General features: G+C 66.5%; 12 protein-coding genes. 3 read left to right on the forward strand and 9 right to left on the reverse strand.

Annotation, left to right across the window (positions count from 1 at the left end; all coding sequences use genetic code 11):
• Positions 1-26 precede the first annotated feature (26 nt).
• Positions 27-1,235 carry an alkene reductase gene (locus SAZ01S_RS16625; protein WP_084583402.1) on the forward strand — a complete coding sequence of 403 codons (1,209 nt, stop codon included), beginning with the start codon at positions 27-29 and terminating at the stop codon, positions 1,233-1,235.
• Here the strand turns inward: SAZ01S_RS16625 and SAZ01S_RS16630 are convergent.
• The gene (locus SAZ01S_RS16630) at positions 1,217-2,089 is read right to left on the reverse strand and encodes a tyrosine-protein phosphatase (RefSeq protein ID WP_084583403.1); all 873 of its coding nucleotides are present in this window, start codon (positions 2,087-2,089) and stop codon (positions 1,217-1,219) included. The two genes, SAZ01S_RS16625 and SAZ01S_RS16630, sit on opposite strands and share 19 nt — an antisense overlap.
• Positions 2,090-2,106: 17 nt before the next feature.
• The gene (locus tag SAZ01S_RS16635; protein ID WP_084583404.1) at positions 2,107-4,509 is read right to left on the reverse strand and encodes a TonB-dependent receptor; all 2,403 of its coding nucleotides are present in this window, start codon (positions 4,507-4,509) and stop codon (positions 2,107-2,109) included.
• Positions 4,510-4,923: 414 nt separating this feature from the next.
• Here SAZ01S_RS16635 and SAZ01S_RS16640 point away from each other — a divergent pair, with 414 nt between their 5' ends.
• Positions 4,924-5,829, forward strand: a complete 906-nt coding sequence (locus tag SAZ01S_RS16640) for a retropepsin-like aspartic protease (protein ID WP_139810115.1) — start codon at positions 4,924-4,926, stop codon at positions 5,827-5,829.
• Positions 5,830-5,895: 66 nt separating this feature from the next.
• On the opposite strand, the gene SAZ01S_RS24465 is transcribed toward SAZ01S_RS16640, so the two are convergent.
• The 4 genes from SAZ01S_RS24465 to SAZ01S_RS16660 form a co-directional block, all read right to left on the reverse strand.
• Positions 5,896-7,173 carry a nidogen-like domain-containing protein gene (locus SAZ01S_RS24465; RefSeq protein WP_174596137.1) on the reverse strand — a complete coding sequence of 426 codons (1,278 nt, stop codon included), beginning with the start codon at positions 7,171-7,173 and terminating at the stop codon, positions 5,896-5,898.
• A gap of 323 nt (positions 7,174-7,496) precedes the next feature.
• Positions 7,497-10,520, reverse strand: a complete 3,024-nt coding sequence (locus SAZ01S_RS16650) for a TonB-dependent receptor plug domain-containing protein (protein ID WP_245824954.1) — start codon at positions 10,518-10,520, stop codon at positions 7,497-7,499.
• Positions 10,521-10,839: 319 nt separating this feature from the next.
• Positions 10,840-13,161: a GH92 family glycosyl hydrolase gene (locus tag SAZ01S_RS16655; RefSeq protein ID WP_084583407.1), complete on the reverse strand. Its 2,322-nt coding sequence runs from the start codon at positions 13,159-13,161 to the stop codon at positions 10,840-10,842.
• Positions 13,162-13,184: 23 nt separating this feature from the next.
• Entirely contained in the window at positions 13,185-15,539 is a 2,355-nt protein-coding gene (locus SAZ01S_RS16660; RefSeq protein WP_439951234.1) for a GH92 family glycosyl hydrolase, read from the reverse strand.
• A gap of 218 nt (positions 15,540-15,757) precedes the next feature.
• On the opposite strand from SAZ01S_RS16660, the gene SAZ01S_RS16665 reads away from it, so the two are divergent.
• The gene (locus tag SAZ01S_RS16665; protein WP_084583408.1) at positions 15,758-16,441 is read left to right on the forward strand and encodes a Crp/Fnr family transcriptional regulator; all 684 of its coding nucleotides are present in this window, start codon (positions 15,758-15,760) and stop codon (positions 16,439-16,441) included.
• On the opposite strand, the gene SAZ01S_RS16670 is transcribed toward SAZ01S_RS16665, so the two are convergent.
• From SAZ01S_RS16670 to SAZ01S_RS16680, 3 genes are read right to left on the reverse strand one after another with little or no spacing between them, the layout of a single operon-like run.
• Positions 16,431-18,017 (reverse strand): TRAFs-binding domain-containing protein, encoded by a 1,587-nt coding sequence (locus SAZ01S_RS16670; RefSeq protein WP_084583409.1) that lies wholly within the window; start codon positions 18,015-18,017, stop codon positions 16,431-16,433. The genes SAZ01S_RS16665 and SAZ01S_RS16670 overlap by 11 nt on opposite strands.
• Positions 18,018-18,058: 41 nt before the next feature.
• Positions 18,059-18,679 (reverse strand): nucleotide synthetase, encoded by a 621-nt coding sequence (locus tag SAZ01S_RS23755; RefSeq protein WP_139810116.1) that lies wholly within the window; start codon positions 18,677-18,679, stop codon positions 18,059-18,061.
• Positions 18,676-20,325 (reverse strand): toll/interleukin-1 receptor domain-containing protein, encoded by a 1,650-nt coding sequence (locus tag SAZ01S_RS16680; RefSeq protein ID WP_084583411.1) that lies wholly within the window; start codon positions 20,323-20,325, stop codon positions 18,676-18,678. The genes SAZ01S_RS23755 and SAZ01S_RS16680 overlap by 4 nt, the downstream gene beginning before the upstream one ends.
• Positions 20,326-20,366: the final 41 nt, after the last annotated feature.

The following is a 20,366-nucleotide window of genomic DNA, read 5'->3' on the forward strand; positions in this document are numbered from 1 at the left end:
TCTTCCCCACGCCAAGGATCCCGACCATGCACCCCACGCTCTTTTCGCCGGTCACGCTCGGCCGCATCGCCCTCCCCAACCGGATCGTGATGGCGCCGCTCACCCGCTCGCGCGCCGGCGGCGGCAACGTGCCGACCGACATGAACGTGGACTATTACCGCCAGCGCGCCGGCGCCGGGATGATCATCACCGAGGCCACCCAGATCTCGCAACAGGGCCAGGGCTATGCCTGGACGCCGGGCATCCACAGCGACGCGCAGATCGCCGGCTGGCGCAAGGTCGCCGATGCCGTGCATGCCGAAGGCGGGCGGATCGTCATGCAGCTCTGGCATGTCGGCCGGGTCTCGCACCCGGTGTTTCAGCCGGGGGGCGCGGCGCCGGTCGCGCCCAGCGAAATGGACGTGCCGGGCAAGACCTTCATCCTCGATGCGCAGGGCAACGGCGCCTGGGCGGACATCCCGCGCCCGCAGGCGCTCGATCTTGCCGGCATCCGCGCGATCGTCGCCGACTATGCCCAGGCCGCGCGCAACGCCATCGCGGCGGGCATGGACGGTGTCGAGATCCACGCCGCCAACGGCTATCTGATCGACCAGTTCATCAACAGCAACAGCAACCATCGCACCGACGCCTATGGCGGCTCGATCGAGAACCGCACCCGCTTCCTGTTCGAGGTGGTCGATGCGGTCGCCGCCGCCGTCGGCGCCGATCGGGTGGGCGTGCGCCTCACCCCGATGGGCCGGTTCATCGGCATGGGCGACGACACGCCCGAACAGACCTTCGGCCATATCGCCCGCGGGCTCGGCGCGCGCGGCCTCGCCTATCTCCACCTCGTCGAGCCGACCACGCTCGGCGTCGAGACCGACACCGCCTATGACCCGCGCTGGGACGCGATCATCCGCCTGATGCGCGCGCTCTATCCGGGCAAGCTGCTGCTTGCCGGCGGCTATGACAAGGCCAGCGCCACCCGCGCGCTCGCCGAAGGGCGCGGCGATGCCATCGCGTTCGGCAAGCTGTTCATCGCCAACCCTGATCTGCCGCGGCGCTTTGCCCTGAACGCCCCGCTCAACGCGCCCGATCCCGCCAGCTTCTTCGGCGGCGATGCGCGAGGCTACACCGACTATCCGCCGCTCCCCGCCGCTCCCCGCCGCGGCGTGATAGGTGACCGGCGTCCGGATCCCGCAAGGGCCGGACGCCGCGGGCCGGTGGTGGTACCGCCTCAGCCGCGGGTCAGATAAAGATCGCGCAGCCGGTTGAGGTCGCCCTTCGACAGGCCAAGCGCGTCCTGCAGATAGCCCTCGGCACCGCCGGGATGGGCATCGACCACCGCCAGCGCCGCCTCGATATAGCTGCGATCGGCCGCGAGCAGCGGCTGCACCACCGCAGGCGGCAAGGCCGCGAGCGGGCTGGCGCCGGCCCCGCTGCCGAGCAGCTTGGCCGGATCGAGATAGACATTGGTCAGCAGGTAATCGTCGATCACCGTCGCGCGCGGCACGCCGAGCGCGGTCAGCAGCAGCGCCGCCGCGATGCCGGTGCGATCCTTGCCCGCCGAGCAGTTGAACGCGAGCGGGGCATGGCCGGCGAGCAGCTCGGCGAACATCCGCCGGTACTGGCCGTTGAACTGCTCGAGCATGCGCGGATAGGACGCAGCCATTGCGGTGCGCACCTTGTCCGGCGTCCATTCCTTCGGCGAACCGGCGGGCAGGAAGCGCAGGTCGAGATCATAGTCGTCGCTCAGCACCCGCGGCATGTCGGCATTGGGCCAGTGGACCGGCTCGGCGGCGCGCTCGCGGCGGTCGCGCAGGTCGCACACCGTCCGGATGCCGAGCTTGTCGAGCGTCCGGAAATCCGCCTCGGTCAGCCCGTGCATCGATCCCGAACGGTACAGCATGCCCCATTTGACGGTGCGGCCGTCGCTGGTGCGATAGCCGCCGAGATCGCGGAAGTTGCGGCCGCCCTCCAGCGGCAACAGCCGCGGATGGGCGGACGCGCTGGCGACGACGGCCTGCCGCGCCAGTGCGACGGGGCCAAGCGCCGCCACCGGGGCGAGCAACACGCAGGGTGCGAGCAAGCGAAGCAGGTGGCGGCGCATGGTACCTCCCCCAATCGTCAGAAGCGGATGTTGACTTCGCCGCCCCAGGTGCGCGGCTCGTTGAAGAAGCCCGACGTGCCGGACGTGGTGGTGAACGACTTGTAGAACAGGTGCTGTTCGTTGAAGAGGTTCCGGGCCCAGAGCGAGACGCCGACCTTGGCGGTATCGGAAACCGCGATGTCGGTGATGCCAATGCGACCGTTGAAGATCAGCGACTTGTCGCCCTTGGGCTGCTTGACCAGGACGGTGCCGGTTTTGCCGTCGAACGACGGATCGTTATAATTGACGTAGAAGCCGTTGTCGTAATTGCCGTCTAGATGGGCGAGGATCCTGTAGCCGTTCATCGGCTTCTCGTAGTCGATCGAACCGCTGGCCGCATTGGTCGGCGTGTAGACCGGGTAGATCGGGATCGGGAAGGCAATGACAGTCCCGTCACTCTGGCGGAACGGGTTCTTGGTCGCCGGGATGCTCACCTTGTTGTAGGCATAGCTTGCGTTCAGCGTCAGGCCGCTCAGCGGGGTGACGGTGAAGTCGGCCTCGATGCCCTTCACGCGGCCGGTGCCCGGCGCGTTGTAGGTCTCGGTGGTGGTGCGCAGCGTGGTGAGCAAGTTCCCCTGCGCATCGAACTGCTGGTACTGCGCGCTGAAGTCGAGCTGGATGTTCTTGTAGGCGGCGGTGTACGCGGCCAGGTTCAGGCGGGCGCGGTGGTCCCAGAACTCGGTCTTGGCGCCGATTTCGAACATCGACAGCGTTTCCGGGTTGAACGGCGCGTAGAACAGCGAGCGCGAATTGGCGCCGCCCGACTTGTAGCCGGTGCTCCACTTGCCATAGACGTGCACGTCCTCGGTCACGTCCACCGCCAGATTGACCAGCGGATCGACGCGCGACCAGGAGGAATTGAGGTCCAGCGGCGCCTTCACGCCGTTCACCGACGGTACGGCGCCGTTGATGGTGAAGAGCTGCCCCTTCTTCTTGTCCTTGGTCCAGCGCGCGCCCACGGTGAGGTGCAGGATGTCGCCCGCGACCGGCGGCGTATAGATCGCCTGGCCGAACACGCCGACGCTGGTGGTCTTGACGTGGCTGGCGCGGTCGATGCGCTGCGCGGCATAGTCGAGCGACAGGATCGTGTAGGCGCTGCCGGCGGCGTTGGTGAACTGGTTGGTGGCGAACGCCTGGGCGTTGTCCGTCACATTTTCCTGATAGTAGAGCGCACCGGCGACATATTGTACGCGCGGCAGTTCGCCGATCGCCTGGAATTCCTGGCTGAACTGGTTCTGGTCGAACATCGCGAGGCTGTAGCGGCTGAAGTTGAAGCCGGTGAAATCGGCCACGCCATTCTTGACCTGGGTGATCATCGTCGTCGACGCCGAGCCATTGTCATACTGGCTCTGGTTGAGCTGGCGGTACGAGGTGATCGACTTGAGCTGGAGCTGGTCCAGCGCCTGATAGTCGAGCGTCAGGCGGTGGCCATGCGTCTTGCCGACGCTCGGCTGCTCCGGCACGCCGACATTGGCGGTGGTGGCGCGGCTGGTCTGCAAGGTGGCGATGGCGGCGGTCTTCACCGTCGCCGCCGTCGGGGGCGCCAGCAGCTGCAGGTAGAGCGGCGTCGAGGCATCATAGGAGATGTCGAACGAATAGTCGGCGCTGAATCCGTCGATGGGCTTCCACAGCGCTTCGGCATGCAGGCCGCGCTTGTCGAAATAGTTGAAGCCATAGGCGCCGTTCAGCGGGTTTTTCACCAGCGGCTTGCGATAGGTGAACAGGCCGTCGAGCTTGACCGAGACATTGGCGACGGCCGGCAGGTCGAGGTGCGCCTCGCCCTTGTAGGCGCCGTAATTGCCGAAACCGGCGGTCGTGTTCAGGTGGAACTCGCCGGAAGGCTTCTTGGTGACGATGTTGACCGCGCCGCCTTCGGTGTTGCGACCGAACAGCGTACCCTGCGGGCCCTTCAGCACTTCGATGCTCTGCACATCGTAGAGCGCGGTGCCGAGGCCCTGGGCACGGCCGAGATAGACGCCGTCGACATAGACGCCGACGCCCTGGTCGCGCGCCGGCTGGTTGCTGTCCGACAGCACGCCGACGCCGCGGATGTTCACGATCAGCGCCGAGTTGCGCGAATAGAAGGGCGCGACCTTGAGCGAGGGGATGGCGCCGTCGCCAAGATCGTTGAGCGACTGGACATGCCGGTTGGCGATCGCGTCGGCCGTGAGCACCGAGATCGCGATCGGGGTCTTTTGCAGATTCTCGGGCCGCTTCTGCGCGGTGACGACGATGTCCGCGAGCTGCTGGTTCTCGTCGCTGTCGGCAGCGCGCGTGTCCGGATCCGGCGCGGCGGCGGCGCGGGCGGGCGGTGCCAGCGACAGCGTCGACGCGGTCACTGCAAGCAGGAGGCGCAGCGACAGGCGGTACGAATCGTTCATATTTCCAAATCCCCCGGTTTGTATTTCCCGCCGATGACCGGGCGATGTTAAACCCGTGGGACGAAACCGGTGCGTTTTGGTAACAAATCGCGCATCAAACATGTCGCTGCAGCGCCAATAGTTCATCTTGACGTCATAGTGATTTTAATCTGATATATAGCTTGAGGTTAGCACCGCTCCCTCACATTGCCGGAACAAGGCAGCGGGTGCGGTGGCGCGGCATGATCGCATCCATTCCGGAAAATTCGTGCAGCGCACCGCCCCTCCAATGACACGCGATCGCTAACCCCATGGTGCTTCACACGAGCAACACGGTCGGTACCATCTCGCAGATACGGAGCGCGCTTCCACCGCGCGGACGCGCCATGGGCACGCCGCCGCGTGCAGGCGTCGATCCACATCGAAAGGACCACCATGCTTCGCCACCGATCGGCCAAGAGCCTGCTGATCGCCGCCTTCTCATGGGCGATGATTTCGGCCGCACCTGCGCCGGATCGCCCGCAACCAGTTGCGCTTGCCGAGCCGAACACCGTCTGGGTGCCGATAACGATCACGAAGGAGGGGCTGGCGAGCCTCGCCGTCGACGTGGCCGGCAAGCCCGGTCGCATGGTGCTCGACACCGGAGCCAGCTCCACGGTGCTCTTCGAGGACGCGCTGGAGCGGCTCGACGTCCATCCGATCGGTGCCGTGCCGGTCCAGGGCGCGGCCGCGCATGGCGAGGCGCTGGTCTATCGGCTGCGGGCACTGACCGTAGCGGGACGATCGAAGCCCTTGTCGCCGGTTCGGCTCGCACGCCCGGCCCCGCTCGAAGGCATCGACGGCATTCTCGGCGCCGACTGGCTCGACCGTACCGTGCTGGCGTTCGACGCGCCGGGCGGCCGGATCGGAATCGGGGAGCGCACGGCGGAAGCGGCGCAAGGCGACGTGGTGGTGCCGTTCCGGCAGCGCGGACGCATCATCCTGTTCGCGGGCAAGTTGAACGGACAGGACGTCACGCTGGTGCTCGACAGCGGGGCGGCGACCAGCGTGGCGAATGCGAAGGCCGCGGCACTGGCCGCGGCAGCGTCTGCCGGGGACGCGCGATCCTCTTCGATCGCCGGCGCCGCGGGCAGCCAGCGCGCCGGCGGCAGCATCCGGACGCTCGGCGCACTCAGCGTCGGCGACCGCGTCTTCGCCGAAAAGCCATTCTTCGTCGCAGACTTGCCGGTGTTCAAAAGCCTTCGGCTGACGGACACGCCCGGCATCATCCTGGGACTCGATCGGCTGAAGGCCCAGCGCTTCGTCGTTGACTACCGCAACAAGACGCTGACCTTCCGGTAGCCTCCGCAAAACGGATGAATGCGCCGCGAGCCCTTGCGAGCCCGCGGCGCATCCTCTCCCTACGCCTTAGGCGGTCGCCACGACGCGCGCGGGGCGGCGGCGCAGCAGGCCCCCGAGAACCCCGAAGCCGGCCAGCAGCATTGCCCAGCTGGACGGTTCAGGGACGCCGCTCGGCGGCGCGTTCGTGTCCACGGTAAGCGGGGTCTGGGTGAGACTCACCGCGGTCGAGCTGGCCACGTCGAAGGTCAGGCCGGTGACGAACGCGTTGCTATTCGTCGGGTCGAGACCCAGCGCGGGATTGATGCCGGCGACACGGAAGCCGGAGACGCCGCCCAGCGCGCTGAAATCGACCAGGAACGGGTTCCCGCCGGCGCCGACGCCGGTCAGATACGGATGCAGCAGATCGGACAGCAGATAGATCAGATAGCCGTCGGCATCGCCCAGATCCGGCAGCAACGCGGTCAGGATGTTCGGACCACCGGCACCGACCTGGAAATCATAGCCGACCGAGACGATCGGATCGACGAAGATCCGTTGGTTCGGCAGGATATTGAATTCGAAGTGATAGCCCGGATCCTCGGGCGTGGGCGGCGCCGAAGGCTGCAGCGGCGCCGATGCCGAGGAGCCGTCCGCGAGAACCTCGCCGTTCCGGATCGACAGCAGATAGAGACCCGCCTCGCCGCCCGGCACGTTGGTGATATTCATGAAGTTGAGCGCGCCGCTGCTCGAGAATGATCCCGGCAGCGAGAAGAAGTGCGTGCCGTCGCCTGCGTCGAACCCCGCCTGGGCAGGCGTCCCCCCCAGCCCATCGGCGCCGCCACTGGCATCCCCCGTCGTCCATTCGAGGCGGTTGTAGCGGAACTCGATGTCGAAGTCGCCGCTATTGCCCGCCTTGGTGAGCGTCATCTGGAAGTTGTTCAGCTTGTCGCCGTGCTGATTGTAATAACCGACATCGTTCCAAGTGACGGTGAAGCTGTTCGCCGATTGCGAACCGAGATAGACCGCGCCGCAGCCGCTACAGCGGGTATCCACATCCGCCCAGAACGGCGCAATCATCGGCGCCTGGGACGAACCGTTGAACGGCTGGGGCGTATAGGTCGACAAGCCGCGACCAAAGCTGATGTTGCCGTTGTTGTTGACGAAGAACGACGACCCCGAATAGCCGAAAAAGTTGATGTTGAACGGGCTGTTCAGGACCGAACTGAAATTGTCATCGTTCGGCAGCAGAACCTGCTGCCCATAGCCGGCCGCGCCGCCCATCCCGGAGCGTAGATCCGCCGCCGATACCGGCGCCGACAGGGTGAGCGCCATCGCGCCCACCAACAACGTGGTGAATCGTATCATTGTTATCCCCTCAGTGTCGATGAACCTACTCGCGAATCGCAGGGCACATCTACCACCGAAATGGATATATTCACAGTATTGATTGTCACGAAACGACAATGTTCGAAAAATGTGTTGCAACACGCACAACAACACACGCGTCGTTTCGTTCCGAATGCGAAATAAACAGCCGCCAACGCTGACAGATCAGACCAATTCGAGGCGAATACGCCCGACCTTTTCAAGGCATCAAGGCCGGGGTCAGGGGGAGGGGGCAGGAGAAGTTGCGGAACACATGAAGAGCCCCCGGAGGCACTGCCGCCGGGGGCTTGGGAGCCGTGCCGTTACAGGCGCAGCGAAACGCCGGCGACCAGCTGGCGGCCGAGCAGGTCATAGCCCATGATCGTGTTGCCGCGCAGCAGGCCGATGCGGCTGCGGCTGTCCGGCACGATCGGCGGATCGCGATCGAACAGGTTGTTCGCGGTCAGGCGGAACGTCATGCGCTTGGTGACGTCGAAGGTCAGCGACAGATCGAACCAGTCATAGGCCTTGATGCCCTTGAACTGATCGCGCTTGTCGCCATCGGGCAGCGCAGGGATGCCGGTGCTGGCCGGCGCATAGACCGTCCGCGGCATGCCGCTGCGGTGGCGCCAGTTGAGCGACACGCTGCCGATGCGGTTCGGCGCCAGCCAGGTGGTGCGGAACTGGTGCGACCAGGTCGGCATGCTTTCGCCGCAGCCGCTGTCGAAATAGCCGGTGCAGTCGCGCGGCGTGATGTCCGGCGCGCCCTGGCTGCCGACCAGCGTCATCAGCGTGCCGTTGAAGCTCATGTCGAGCGACCCGACCTTGCCGAGGCCGACATTATACTGGCCCTGGAAGTCCCAGCCATGCGACTTGGACTTGTAGCCATTGGTCGAGCCCCGCGAGACCCAGCCGGTAGCCGGGGTGCCGGTCGGCGGGCTGAAGAGCGTACCGTCCGCGTTGCGCTTGATGCCGCGGCAATAATAGTTGTTGCCGGTGGACAGGCAGCCATTGAGCCAGTCGAGCGGGTTGAAGAATTCGAGCTGGTCCTGAAGGTCGATCAGCCAGCGATCGATCGACACCGTCAGGCCCGGCACGAAGCGCGGGCGCAGCACGACGCCGAACGTCTTGCTGTAGGCGGTTTCCGGCTTAAGCGCGAAGCCGCCTTCCCGCACGGTGCAGGCATCGTCCGGGCAGATCAGCGTGGCGCTGTTATAGAGGTTGGCCGCGAGACCGGTCCGGGCGCACTGCGCTGCCGACCAGGACGGCGCGACGCGCGGGCCGTTCGGGTTCGCCGCATTGACCTGGGGCGCGCACGGATCCGCATAGAAGCCCCGGCTGAAGTTGACGATCGCCGCATTCGCTGCCGCGCCGACACCCGGCGCCGCCTGCGACTTGTTGATCGAGGCGCGGAACGTGATGTCCGCGATCGGCGCCCAGATGCCTTCGATTTTCCAGGTGCCGAACTTGCTATCGAGGCGGTTGTACTTCGACAGACGGTAGCCGCCGTTCAGCTGCAGCAGGTCGGTCCAGGACCGGTGCTCGACCAGCGGCGCCTGCATTTCGAAGTTGCCCTCGAGGATGGTCTGGGTCGCACGCGTGTTGGCACCACTGCCGTTATTCTCGCGATACACCTCGTTATAGTCGGTGCGGTCCATCTCGCTACGATATTCGGCGCCGAACGCCACCGCGATGCCCTGTTCGGCGAAGGGCGAGCTAATGCCGTACTTGCCGAGATCGCCGCTGACGGTACCGAGGAACTGCAACAGTCGCGGGATGCGTTTGGCGATGCCGCCGGTCGCGCCGCCGTACAGATAGCGGTTCAGCGCCGAATCGTTATTGAACGGTGCGAAAGCATTGAACGGCACGCAGGCGGGGTCGCTGCCGTCCTTTACCGATTGGCAGGTCGGGCGCCCGTTGACGTTCACCACGTTGAGCGAGCGGTTGATCTTGGTGGCGCTGGCGAAGGGCTCATCGATCGTGTCGAGCTGGCCGCGCGAAAGCATGCCGGCAACGTCATAGGACCAGACTTTATCCAGCACCCGACCGCGCAGGCCGGCGGTGATGCGATACCCGGCGTTGGTATACTGGTCCTGCACCAGCGGCTGCGAGTCGAAGCGATACCGTACGTCGAGCGGCGCGAACTGCCCCGCCACACCTGCGTTCGCGCCACAAAGCGTCTGCGCCTGCGAGGTCGAGAGGAACGGGTTGTCGCAGTTCACCTGGTACGGCGCAACACCGAGGGCGCTGTACGATAAGGTACGGTTGAGCTGCGTGTTGTACGACTTGTCGCGATAATACAGCACGTTGCTGTACAGCTCGATGTGATCGTCGATCTGCGCGGTGAGGAAGCCGCCGGCGTTGATCCGATCGAACGGACGCTGCCACGCCCAGTCGTCATAGGGGTTGGCCGAGGTGCCGGCCGGACCGCTGTTGATCGGGATGAAGGTGCCGTTGCCGTTGGGATTGTTGACCAGCACCTGCCCGCTGCTCGGGCCCGAGCGCGGGATGATCGTGCCGGCGGGCGTGTAGCTGGCGCGCGAGCAGGCGTAGGGCGAGCTCGGGCTGCTTGTGATCACTTCGCAGACTGAATTGGAGCGGTCGCGCAGGCGCACCAGGCTCGACTGGCGATAGTCGGCAAAGGCCGAGATGTTGACGCGGCCGTCGAACAGGTTGGTACCGGCGGCGATGCTCACATCGGCCCGGCCGCCGTCGTTCTTCATGCCGATCGGCGAATTGAAGCCGGCGCGGGTGGCCGCGTCGGTCACCGCGCTGGTGCGGTTGCTGTGGTTGAAGAAGCTGTAGTTGCCGTCGATGCGGATGCCGGTGAAGTTCTTCTTCATCACGAAGTTGACGACGCCCGCGACCGCGTCCGAACCATAGACCGAGGAGGCGCCGCCGGTTAGCACGTCGATCCGCTCGACCAGCGCGTTCGGGATGATGCCGACGTCGATCGAATTGGGCAGGCCGAAGCGCAGGCCGTCGATCAGCATCAGCGTGCGCTCATAGCCAAGGCTGCGCAGCTTGATGCGCTGGCGACCTTCGGAGTCGCTGAAATTCTGCTCGGAATTTACCTGCACCTGCGGCAGGCGGTTGGTCACTTCCTCGATCGTGGTCGCGCCCTGCGCGGCGATCTCGGCGGCGGTGGTGGTGACGATCGGCGCGGCCGAGCGGTTGTTCAGCCGGACGATGCGCGTGCCGGTGACGACGATGGCACCGCTGTTGCCGTCCTGCGGCGCTTCCTCGGCCAGCTTGGCGGAGGCGACCGGATCGCCGATCGAAACCGGCTGGTTCTGCTGGTTGTCGCTGGTCTGGGCGGCGGCAGGCACCGCCATCAACGCGGCCACGCAACAGCTGCTGGCCCATACTCCCCTTAGCATCATGAATAGGTCCCCTCTTGCTAACCATCCGCCGGGAGCCAGTGCATCAGGGAGCTGCCGTGCTCCGGGGGAAGCGCGGCCGGCGCGGACGCCGTTCAGGACCCCGACAAACCTTTCCAAGCTTGGTTACCAGAAGGTGTCATGCTGGTTTCACGCAGGCAACAACCGCGTTGCAGAGATCATAAATTTGATTGCGATATTTTTCCGGGCGTTGCTGAAAGGTTACAATCTGGTCCGCATGCAATCGATTTAGCGGCCTCCAAGCGGCGCCACGCGCAGATATCGGTCAGGCGGAAAGGCGCCCGAACGACGGCGGCCGATCTGCCTTGGCAGCGCCGAAGCGTGACGGCGCGGAGCCCATGGTGAAGACCAGTTCGCCGCCCTGCACGAAATCGGCATGACCGATCCAGTTCCGCGTCCAGGGTACGCCGTTCCACGTCACCGATTGGACATAGGGTCGGTCCGGTGCATTGCCGATCGCGCGGATGGCCAGCGTTCGCCCGCCGCCCAGCTGCATCTCGGCACGGTCGAACAAGGGCGAGCCGAACACATAGACGCCGCTCACCGGATCGACCGGATAGAAACCGAGCGCGCTGAGGATGAACCAGGCGCTGGTCTGGCCGCAATCGTCGTTACCGATCACGCCGTCCGGATCGGCCTTGTACATCTCGTTGCACAGGCGGCGGACCATCGCCTGGGTCTTCCACGGCGCCCCGGCATAGGCATAGAGATAGGCGACGTGCTGGTTGGGCTCGTTGCCATGCGCATACTGGCCGACCAGGCCGGAAATGTCCGGCGGCGCGTTCTTCGGCAGCGTCGAGGGCGCGGTGAACAGCGCATCGAGCTTGGCCTCGAACTTCTGGTCCCCACCGAACAGCGCGATCAGGCCGTAGACGTCGTGCTGGTTGAGGAAGGTCGCCTGCCAGCCATTGGCCTCGGTATAGTCGCGCTGCTTGTCGGGGTTATGGCCGAGCTGGATCGGGTCATAGTCCTTCCACCAGCTGCCGTCGGCAAAGCGCGGGCGGGCGAAGCCGATCTCGGTGCTGATCACGTTGCGATAGTTCTGCGCACGCTTGCGCAGCGCGGCCGCATCGTCGTGCGCGCCGGCCGCGTCGGCGAGCACCGCCATCGCCCAGTCGTCATAGGCATATTCCTGGGTGCGGCTGACCGACTCCCAAACCCTGTCGGCGGGCACATAGCCGAGGTCGTAATAGAAGCCGCGGCCGAGCGTGCTGTCGATGTCCGGGAAGGTCCGGTCGAAGGCGCGCGCGCGGATCTTGGGCCAGGCGGCGGCATAATCGGCCTGGATACCCTTGTTGCGGGCTTCGGCGAGCACGGACACGGCGTGCCAGCCGATCATGCACGCGGTCTCGACACCCTGGAGCGGCCAGACCGGCGGGCCATAGGGGCTCTGCTGGGTCTGGCGGACGAGGTCCTGGGTGAAGCGCGTTGCCATGTCCGGGCGGATCAGCGTGAGCAGCGGGTGCAGCGCGCGGTACGTGTCCCACAGCGAATAGGTGCTGTAGGCGGGCGCATCGCTCGGCGCCTGGTGGACCTGCCGGTCGAGCCCGACATAGCGGCCGTCGCAATCGGTGAAGAGCGTCGGCGAGAGCGAGGCATGGTAGAGCGCGCTCGCCATGATGGTGCGGTGCGCGGGCGTGCCGCCCTCGACGCGGATGCTGTCCAGCTCGCGCGTCCAGGTCCGTGCCGCCGCCGCACGGGTGGCGTCGAACGCCCAGCCGGGCGCTTCGGCCGCGAGCGCCGCCTTGGCGCCGGCGACGTCGATGGCGGAGATGCCGGTCTTGATCTCGATCGGCGCGGCGCCCGCATCGTCGAAGAAGAAGGCGACCTTGAGCCGTTTGCCGGTGACGCCGGTCGCACCGGCAGGCGCTGGCGCATCGTCGTCGCCGAAGAACTGCACGCGGCTGGGCGTGCGCGACAGCCGCATCGCGAAGTGGATGTGCCGCCCCTTGGCCCAGCGATTGACCTTGCGGCTGCCGGTGAGCAACCCGTCCGGCGAAAGCGCGAGCGACGCGTCCTCGACCAGCGTGCCCTTGTCCCAGCTGTCGATGATCGCATGGGCGAAATCGATCAGGATATGCCCCTCGCCCTTGGGGAAGGTGTAGCGGTGCTGGCCGGTACGCTCGGTGACGGTGAGTTCGGCCAGCACGCCCGACTCCAGCCGGACGCGATAATAGCCGGGCTCGGCATGCTCGTCCGAATAGCGCTGGCGATAGCTGCCCTCGGGCTTTTCGAGCGTGCCGGGGGTGAGTTTGAGCGGACCGCGGCGCGGCACCACCAGCACGTCGAGCATGTCGCCGATGCCGGTGCCGGACAGGTGGGTGTGCGAGAAGCCCAGGATCGTCGCATCGTCCTTGTGGTAGCCCGAACAGGCATCCCAGCGGCTGTTGTCGGTATCCGGCCCCAGCTGGACCATGCCGAAGGGCAGCGCCGGCCCCGGGAAGGTATGGCCGTGCCCGCCGGTACCGATGAACAGATCGGGCCGCGCCGCCTCGAAGGCAGCGGACCAGGCGGTGCGCGGCAGCGCGGCGGCGATGGCGGCGGTGCCGCTGCCCAGCAGGAGTTGGCGACGGGTGGCGATGGTCATGTTCCTCTCCAATTTTCCCGCGCTCATTTCGGCGCGCTCATCGAGAAGGGTGCATCGGCCTTGCGTGCGCCCCAGTTCTTGTTCGGCGTCGGCCCCATCACGAAGCGCAGCGTGCCCCCCGCCTGCAGCGCCTCGCGCGACAGCCAGGGCTTGCTATACGCGCGGCCGTTCAGCGTGGCGGACTGGATGTAGACATTCTCGGCGCTGTTGTTGGTCGCCTCGATCGTCAGCACCTTGCCGCCCGGCATGGTGAGCCGGACGTTGCGGAACAGCGGGCTGCCGACCGCATATTGGCCAACGGTCGGCGTCACCGGATAGAAGCCGAGCGCGGAGAAGACGTACCAGGCCGAGGTCTGGCCATTGTCCTCGTCGCCCGGATAGCCGTCCGGGGTCGCGGCATAGAGCTTGCGCATCACGTCGCGGACATGGGCCTGCGCCTTCCAAGGCGCGCCGGCCCAGTCGTAGAGATAGATCATGTGCTGGATCGGCTGGTTGCCATGGGCGTACTGGCCCATGTCGACGATCTGCATCTCGCGGATCTCGTGGATCACCTGGCCGTAATAGCTGTCGTCGAAGATCGGCGCGGTGGCGAACACCGAGTCCAGCCGGTCGACGAACTTGGCGTCGCCGCCCATCAGGTCGATCAGGCCCTGCACGTCCTGCATCACCGACCAGCTGTAATGCAGCGCATTGCCCTCGGTGAAGGCGTCGCCCCATTTGTACGGATTGAACGGCGTCGCCCACGAGCCGTCCTTGTTGCGACCGCGCATCCAGCCGCTTTCGGGATCGTAGAGCTTGCGGAAATTCTGCGCGCGCTCGGCATAGAGGCGGGCATCGTCCTTCTTGCCCAGTGCCGCGGCGAGGCGCGAAAGCGAGAAGTCGGCGGTGGCATATTCGAGCGTGCGCGCGGCATTCTCGTTGATGCCGACATCGTACGGCACATAGCCGAGCTGGTTATAATACTCGACGCCCTCGCGCCCGACCGCGCCGATCACCTCGCCCTTCTTGTCCCTGGGCCGCCCCTGGCTGGTCGTCGCGTTCTTGACCATCGCCTCGTAGAGCGGCGCGATGTCGAAGCCGCGCACGCCGTTCAGATACGCATCGGCGATCAGGTTCGCCGAGTTGGAGCCGATCATCACGTCGCGATAGCCCGGGCTCGCCCATTCGGGCAGCCAGCCGCCTTCCTTATAGGTGTTGACCAGGCCCTGCAGGATCTCGGCATCGCGCTCGCGGTACATCAACGCGAACCAGGGGAAGACCGCGCGCCACGTGTCCCAGAAGCCGTTGTCGGTGTACATCGGGCCGGGATGCACCTGCCCGTCATAGGGGCTGTAATGGACCTGTTTCCCCTGCGCATCGATCTCGTAGAACATGCGCGGGAACTGCAGCATGCGGTAGAGCGCCGAATAGAAGGTGCGGCGGTTGTCGAGACTGGGGTCGGTGACGCGGACGCGGCCGAGCTCCTTCTCCCACGCCGCCTTGGCCTTGGCCTTGGTCTGCTCGAAGCCGTCGCCGCCGATTTCGCTGGCGAGATTGCGCTCAGCCTGCTCCTGGCTGATGAACGACGAGGCGACCTTGACGTGCACCTGCTCGCCGGCGCGCGTCGCGAAGCTCACCACCGCGCCGACATGGTTGCCCTCGCGCTGGGCGTCGGCGGTGAGCTGCCAATTGTCGTCCCAGCTGCGCGTGACCGCGAAATCCTGGTCGAACTCGGCGACGAAATAGTTGCGGAAATTGCCCGGCACGCCGCCATGGTTGTTGCGCACCCAGCCGCTGATCCGGCGACGCGCGCGATCGATGGTGACGCTAGACCCGCCGGCAAGCGCGTCGAGCACGATGTGCGCGTCATCGGCCTTGGGGAAGGTGAAGCGGAACTGTGCGGCGCGGGCGGTCGGCGCCACTTCGGCGGTCACGTCGTAATCGGCGAGGTAGACGCGGTAGCTGTACGGGTGGCTCTCCTCGGCCTTGTGGCTGTACCAGGAGGCGCGCTCGGCCTCGCGGATCCGCACCGGGCCGGTCTCCGCCATGAGCGCGAAGGCGGCATAGTCGTTCATCCACGGGCTGGGCTGGTGGGTCTGCTTGATGCCGTTGATCTTGTTGTCATGGTACATATAGCCCCAGCCGCTGCCGGGCTTGCCGGTGACCGGCGTCCACGCGTTCATGCCCCAGGGCACCGCCACCGCGGGATAGGTGTTGCCGTAGGAGAGTTCGTAGGTGGAATCGGTGCCCATCAGCGGGTTCACCAGATCGACCAGCGCTTCCCCGCGCTCGGCCTGCTGCGCCATCGCGGGCATCGCGAGCGGGATCGCGAGTACCGCAACGGCAGCGAGAGCGCGCAGGCGCAGCGCCTGCGATCGGCACGGATGACCTTTGGACACGATCCTTCTCCCCAACACGCAGGAGCAGGTCGCGCTCCGTCCCCTTGCCGCCCTTTCCGCTGCCAGGCGGCGGGACCGTCGCGAGTGTCGCTATCGACAATCAAATTGTCAATTCGCCGGCCGCCGCCGCCGCTTGAAGGAAAACATCCAAATCTGGTGACATCGATCCGTATCGGACTTGCCATGGCGCGCGCCAACCAACATGGTGATGCGACAGCGTGGGCACTGAACTCGGCGTGGGGGCAAGCGACTTCGATCTGGCGACGCGACTCGCCACACTTTTCGGCTGCGGCGAGACGGTGGCGGCCGAGCTGGCTGCGGCCGCGCTCGTGCGTCGGCACGCCACCGGCGCGACCATCGTGCACCAGGGCGAGTCTTGCCAGCGGTTGATGGTGCTGCTGGAAGGGCATGTGCGCGCGGCGATGGTGACGATGGACGGCCGGGTGCTCCAGGTAGCCGAGCATCGCCCCGGCGACATCTTCGGCGGCGTCGATCCCAGCCGCGACCAGGCCGCTGGCCTCACCGCCGCCGTCCCCGCGACGATCGCCAGCTTCGCTACCGCCGACTTCTTCGCGCTGGCGGAACGGCATGCCTGTGTCGGCGTGGTGCTCGCCCGAGCGATGGTCCGCCAGTTCGGCGCGCTGACCCAGCTCGTGTCGGCACGGCTCACCCTGTCCGCCAATGGCCGCGTCCATGCCGAGCTGCTGCGGATGGCGCGCGAGCAGGATGGCCGCTGGATCCGCCCCCTGCCGGTGCTCTCCGATCTGGCGCTGCGCGTCCAGACCGCGCGCGAAACCGTGTCGCGCGCGGTATCCGCGCTGGAGCGGCGCGGGATCGTCCAGCGCCACGAGGAGGGACTGGAGATCGTCGCCCCGGCGCGGCTCGAGGCGCTTATCGTGTGACCGGCGGCTTGAGCGCGTAGAGGACGGTCGGCGCCTGACCGAGCAGCTCGATCTCGCCGACCAGTTCCGCCCTGCCCGCCTCGGCCTCGCACGCGGCGAGGCTGGCGGCAAAGGCTTCGCTGGCGAAGGTGGCGCCCGCGGCGGTCACGCTCAGGATGCGTTCGGCAAGGTCGAAGGCGCCGCCGAGCAGCACCGGCGCGCCGGTGACCGAATCGTCGATTGCGGTGGCGAGGCCGATGTGCAGCGCCTGCCGCAGCGGGCCGGTGCTGCCGAGCGTGGCCGAGATGCGGCCCGCGGCGCGATAGGCGTCCCCGGTCGCGGCAAAGCCCAGCAGCAGCCGCCGCGCCGACCAGCGCGCCGCGATCGGCGGCACCGCCGCCAGCGCCTGCTGCACCGCCGGCAGCCGCGCCGCGACGTCGTGCTGGAGCGCGGTGCATTCCGCCACCGCGTCCCCGAGCAGATCGAGCGCGAGCACCGCAACGATCTGCGGCGCGCTCGGTTCGGCGCCCGGCGACGCGGCGGGTGCGCGGAGCGGCAACAGATGCTGGCGCCGGCCCGCCCTGCGCCACAGGCCGCCGGCATGCGCGCTCTGACCGACCTCGTCGACCGTCGCGGGGCCGACCAGCAACTGCACCGCTTCGGACTGGAGCAGCCCGGCATGCATCGTCGCCCGTCCCATCGCGATCAGATCGGCGAGCCGGATCGACGGCATGAACGCCGCAGGACTCGCCTCGCCCAGCTCCTGGACGCTCGCCGCCTCGGCCAGCGCCGCCTCGAACCGGGCGACCCAGCGCTCGCCATGCGGCCGTACCGATCGATCGACGAACGCGGCGACATCGCCCGGCAGCACCACGTGCAGCTCGGCGCCGCGGGCGATCAGCCGTTCGGCGATCAGCAGATCGGCACCGGCGGCGAGCGCGCCATAGCCGAAGCCGATCCGCTCCTCGGCGAGCAGCGTATCGATGGCGTCGGTGAGCGCCGCCACGTCTTCGGGCAGGCGCATGTGACCGGCAAAATGCAGGCTGCGCGGCGGCCGATAGGCATCGAGCCAGCCCGCCGCCGCGCCCTGCTCGGCAAGGATCACGGCAAACTGGCGGAGCGTGGAGGCATGGTCCTCCCAGGCGCGCGGCGCCAGCGCGATGGCACCGGCGAGCGCCGCCTCGGCCGATTCGCGGTCGCCGGCGAGCAGCCGTGCCTCCGCTTCGGTCGCGCCCAGCCAATAGGGCGTCTCGTCGGGAACGCCGGCCTGCAGCAGATCCTGGACATCGGCGGCGAGCGCGCGGCTGCCCGCGACGTCGCCGGCGATCAGCGCCAGCGTCGCCGCGTTGATCAGCGGATAGGGGGCCGGCGCGAGCTGGGCGGCGGCGGCATAGGCCCCCGCCGCCTCGCGGGCATGCGCCCGGCGCGCCTCGCCCCGCAACAGCAGCGCCTCGTCCTTGAGGAGCCGCCCCTTGAGGCTGAGCACCGCCGGGTCGTCCGAGACACGGTCCAGGCCCGCGTCGCGGAACATCTGCCAGGCGCGGTCGAGCGCCCCCGCGCGCGCCTGGGCCGTGATCGCAAGCACGCTCGACGTCATTCGCCCTGCCGTACCCCCCAGTTGTTCAAACGAAGATCCGATCAACCCTGGTCGTCGGTATCCTTGGGCTCCGGCGGTGGCAGCGAGTCGTGATTGCCCTTGTTCTCCACCTCCGGATCAATGATCGTCGGCATGCGCAAATCTCCCTGCAAGAAGTCTACATAAAGATTGAGTCCGTCACATGTTTTACGATGCTGCGGATTGGTGACATATTCAACGAAAAACCCCACGGCGGTTATACGACCGTCATCGTCCAGCAGCGGGAACGCGCGGCGATACTTCCCGTCAGGGTATTCATGCTTGGTGCTGACGTACAGGCTGTTCGGCGTATATTCCCAGAAGTCACCGATGAGCTTGAGAATGACGCAGCAAGGCTTGCGCACCACAAAGTCGAGCGGCGTCGGCGCGGGCGTTGTCAGATTGGCAAGGCCGGGATCAATCTTTGGGGGCGCGACAACGAAGTCGCGAACGATCTTAGTAAAGTCGTCCGCAGCAGTTACTTCCTTCCCGTTGCCAAATCGATCAACATCCTCATAGCCGAGAATATGAAATTTTAGATCGGTGGCAGGATACCCGCCCTTACTGCTGACATAAATCTGATATCGTTTGACTAGACGGATATCCGACGGCGGATAGATGGATAAAGGATATTGACCATTCATTTTTTTCGCCTTTCTAGATTGACAAGCTCAACTTCCATTTCTCTCAATCTAGCAGCGAGTTCTTGATTTTCGGTATCCAACTCCGTCATTGTACGGAGATCAGCAACGGCAGCACGCATGCGGCGCACCGCCATTTCGCGCTCACCGTGGTAAGCTTCCCGCTTGGCGAGAGCGCGCTCCGCCGTAATCAGCATACGTCGGTTGCGCGCATTTTGCGGGTCTCGATCCAGCAGGCCCTTGAGTAGCCTAACTTGCTCACGCCGCAGTTGCAGCGCCGCGTTGAAGTTGTGAACTAAAACTTGAGCGTCTGCCAACCATCCCTGCCGGTTAGCGACATCTCGCCAGCGCTGCTCAGAACTGGGATCTCGGCGCGCAAGTGCTTTGGCGGCGCGGACGGCTTCGCTACAAAGCGATACCGCTTGGTCCGCCAGACGCTGCTCCATCCGCAGCCCACACACATTGCCCGTAGAGTAGGATACCTCTTCCGCGCTGCGTGGGTCGGCGGGATTGAGCGCCATCAATCGAATCGCAAGCTGGGCATAGGCCTCGAAATGAGGCTCCGCGGCAGCAAGTTCGCCCGCTTCGAAATGCAGATTACCGATATAAAATTCGCTCTGGGCATGCGCGAACACCACATCATACTCGTCGGGCTCGCGCTTGATCAGCGCGCCGGTGATGCGGTTGGCCTCGACGAAAGCAGCGCGGGCGCGGGCGGTTTCCTTCGCCTCCAGCGCATCCTCGCCGATCGTCATGATCGCGCGGGCGCGGCGGGCCAGGACGTCGGGGGGCAGCTGGGCCAGGTCCTGCTCGCCATAATAGCGCAGCGCGCGTTCGTTCGCTTCCCGAAGCACGTCGAGCCGGCCAACTTCTTTCAGCCGGCCCCGCAGATCGGTCAGCATGAATTCCACCAGCCCCTCCGCCTGGGCGCGCCGAACCTCCGCCTCCCCGCGGGCCCGGACCGCCAAGACCGTCAATCCGGCCATCGCTAGCACGAGCACCACCGCCGCGAGCGTGACGGCCGTCACGCGGCGCATTCGCGCCTGCGCGTCGCGCTGGACCAGCGCATCGAGCGGCACGCCCACCGCGCCCGCCACCAGCTTGAGCAGCGCCAGCCGCCTGCCGTCCTTGCCCTCGCGGAAATCGGCAGCGAGCGGCTCGGTCGGGCTGCCATCGGCGGTGCGCCGCAGCGCCTCGGGCATCGCTTCCGCCGGCTCGCCGGCGAACAGCGCGGCGAGCACCGGGCGATCGGGGTGCAGTTCGCGGAACAGCGTGATCTCGCGCGCCACCCATTGCGACGCGGCGCCGGCCGGGGTGCAGACGACGATCAGGCACGCCGAGTCGGCCAGCGCGGCGCGCACCTCGGCACTGAGGTCGCCGGCCGCGGAAAGCTCGTCGAGATCGCGAAAGATCCGCCCCAGCCGGCGCGGCACGGGCCCGTAGGCACCCGCATGCCCGACGAGCTTGGCGGGAATGCGATAACGCTCCAGCGCGCGGTGCAATGCCCGCGCCTTTGCCCGATCGGCATGATTATAGCTGATGAACGCGCCGTACCGCGCGCTCGCCCCCGGCCCTGTTGCTGTCACGCGACCCCTTCCTCGCGCGCCGAGTATCTCAAAGCCCCGGGCCAGCGGCAAGCCCTGCCGCACGCCGCCTCTATGACGGACGGGCTATCGCGCTGGAAGGCCAT

It is taken from the genome of Sphingomonas azotifigens NBRC 15497, assembly GCF_002091475.1.
Classification (GTDB): domain Bacteria; phylum Pseudomonadota; class Alphaproteobacteria; order Sphingomonadales; family Sphingomonadaceae; genus Sphingomonas; species Sphingomonas azotifigens.

Bases quoted from the DNA above. Each gene is read 5' to 3' on its own strand.
- SAZ01S_RS16625 (WP_084583402.1), top strand. From the start codon at position 27: ATGCACCCCACGCTCTTTTCGCCGGTCACGCTCGGCCGCATCGCCCTC.
- SAZ01S_RS16630 (WP_084583403.1), bottom strand. From the start codon at position 2,089: ATGCGCCGCCACCTGCTTCGCTTGCTCGCACCCTGCGTGTTGCTCGCC.
- SAZ01S_RS16635 (WP_084583404.1), bottom strand. From the start codon at position 4,509: ATGAACGATTCGTACCGCCTGTCGCTGCGCCTCCTGCTTGCAGTGACC.
- SAZ01S_RS16640 (WP_139810115.1), top strand. From the start codon at position 4,924: ATGCTTCGCCACCGATCGGCCAAGAGCCTGCTGATCGCCGCCTTCTCA.
- SAZ01S_RS24465 (WP_174596137.1), bottom strand. From the start codon at position 7,173: ATGATACGATTCACCACGTTGTTGGTGGGCGCGATGGCGCTCACCCTG.
- SAZ01S_RS16655 (WP_084583407.1), bottom strand. From the start codon at position 13,161: ATGACCATCGCCACCCGTCGCCAACTCCTGCTGGGCAGCGGCACCGCC.
- SAZ01S_RS16670 (WP_084583409.1), bottom strand. From the start codon at position 18,017: ATGACGTCGAGCGTGCTTGCGATCACGGCCCAGGCGCGCGCGGGGGCG.
- SAZ01S_RS23755 (WP_139810116.1), bottom strand. From the start codon at position 18,679: ATGAATGGTCAATATCCTTTATCCATCTATCCGCCGTCGGATATCCGT.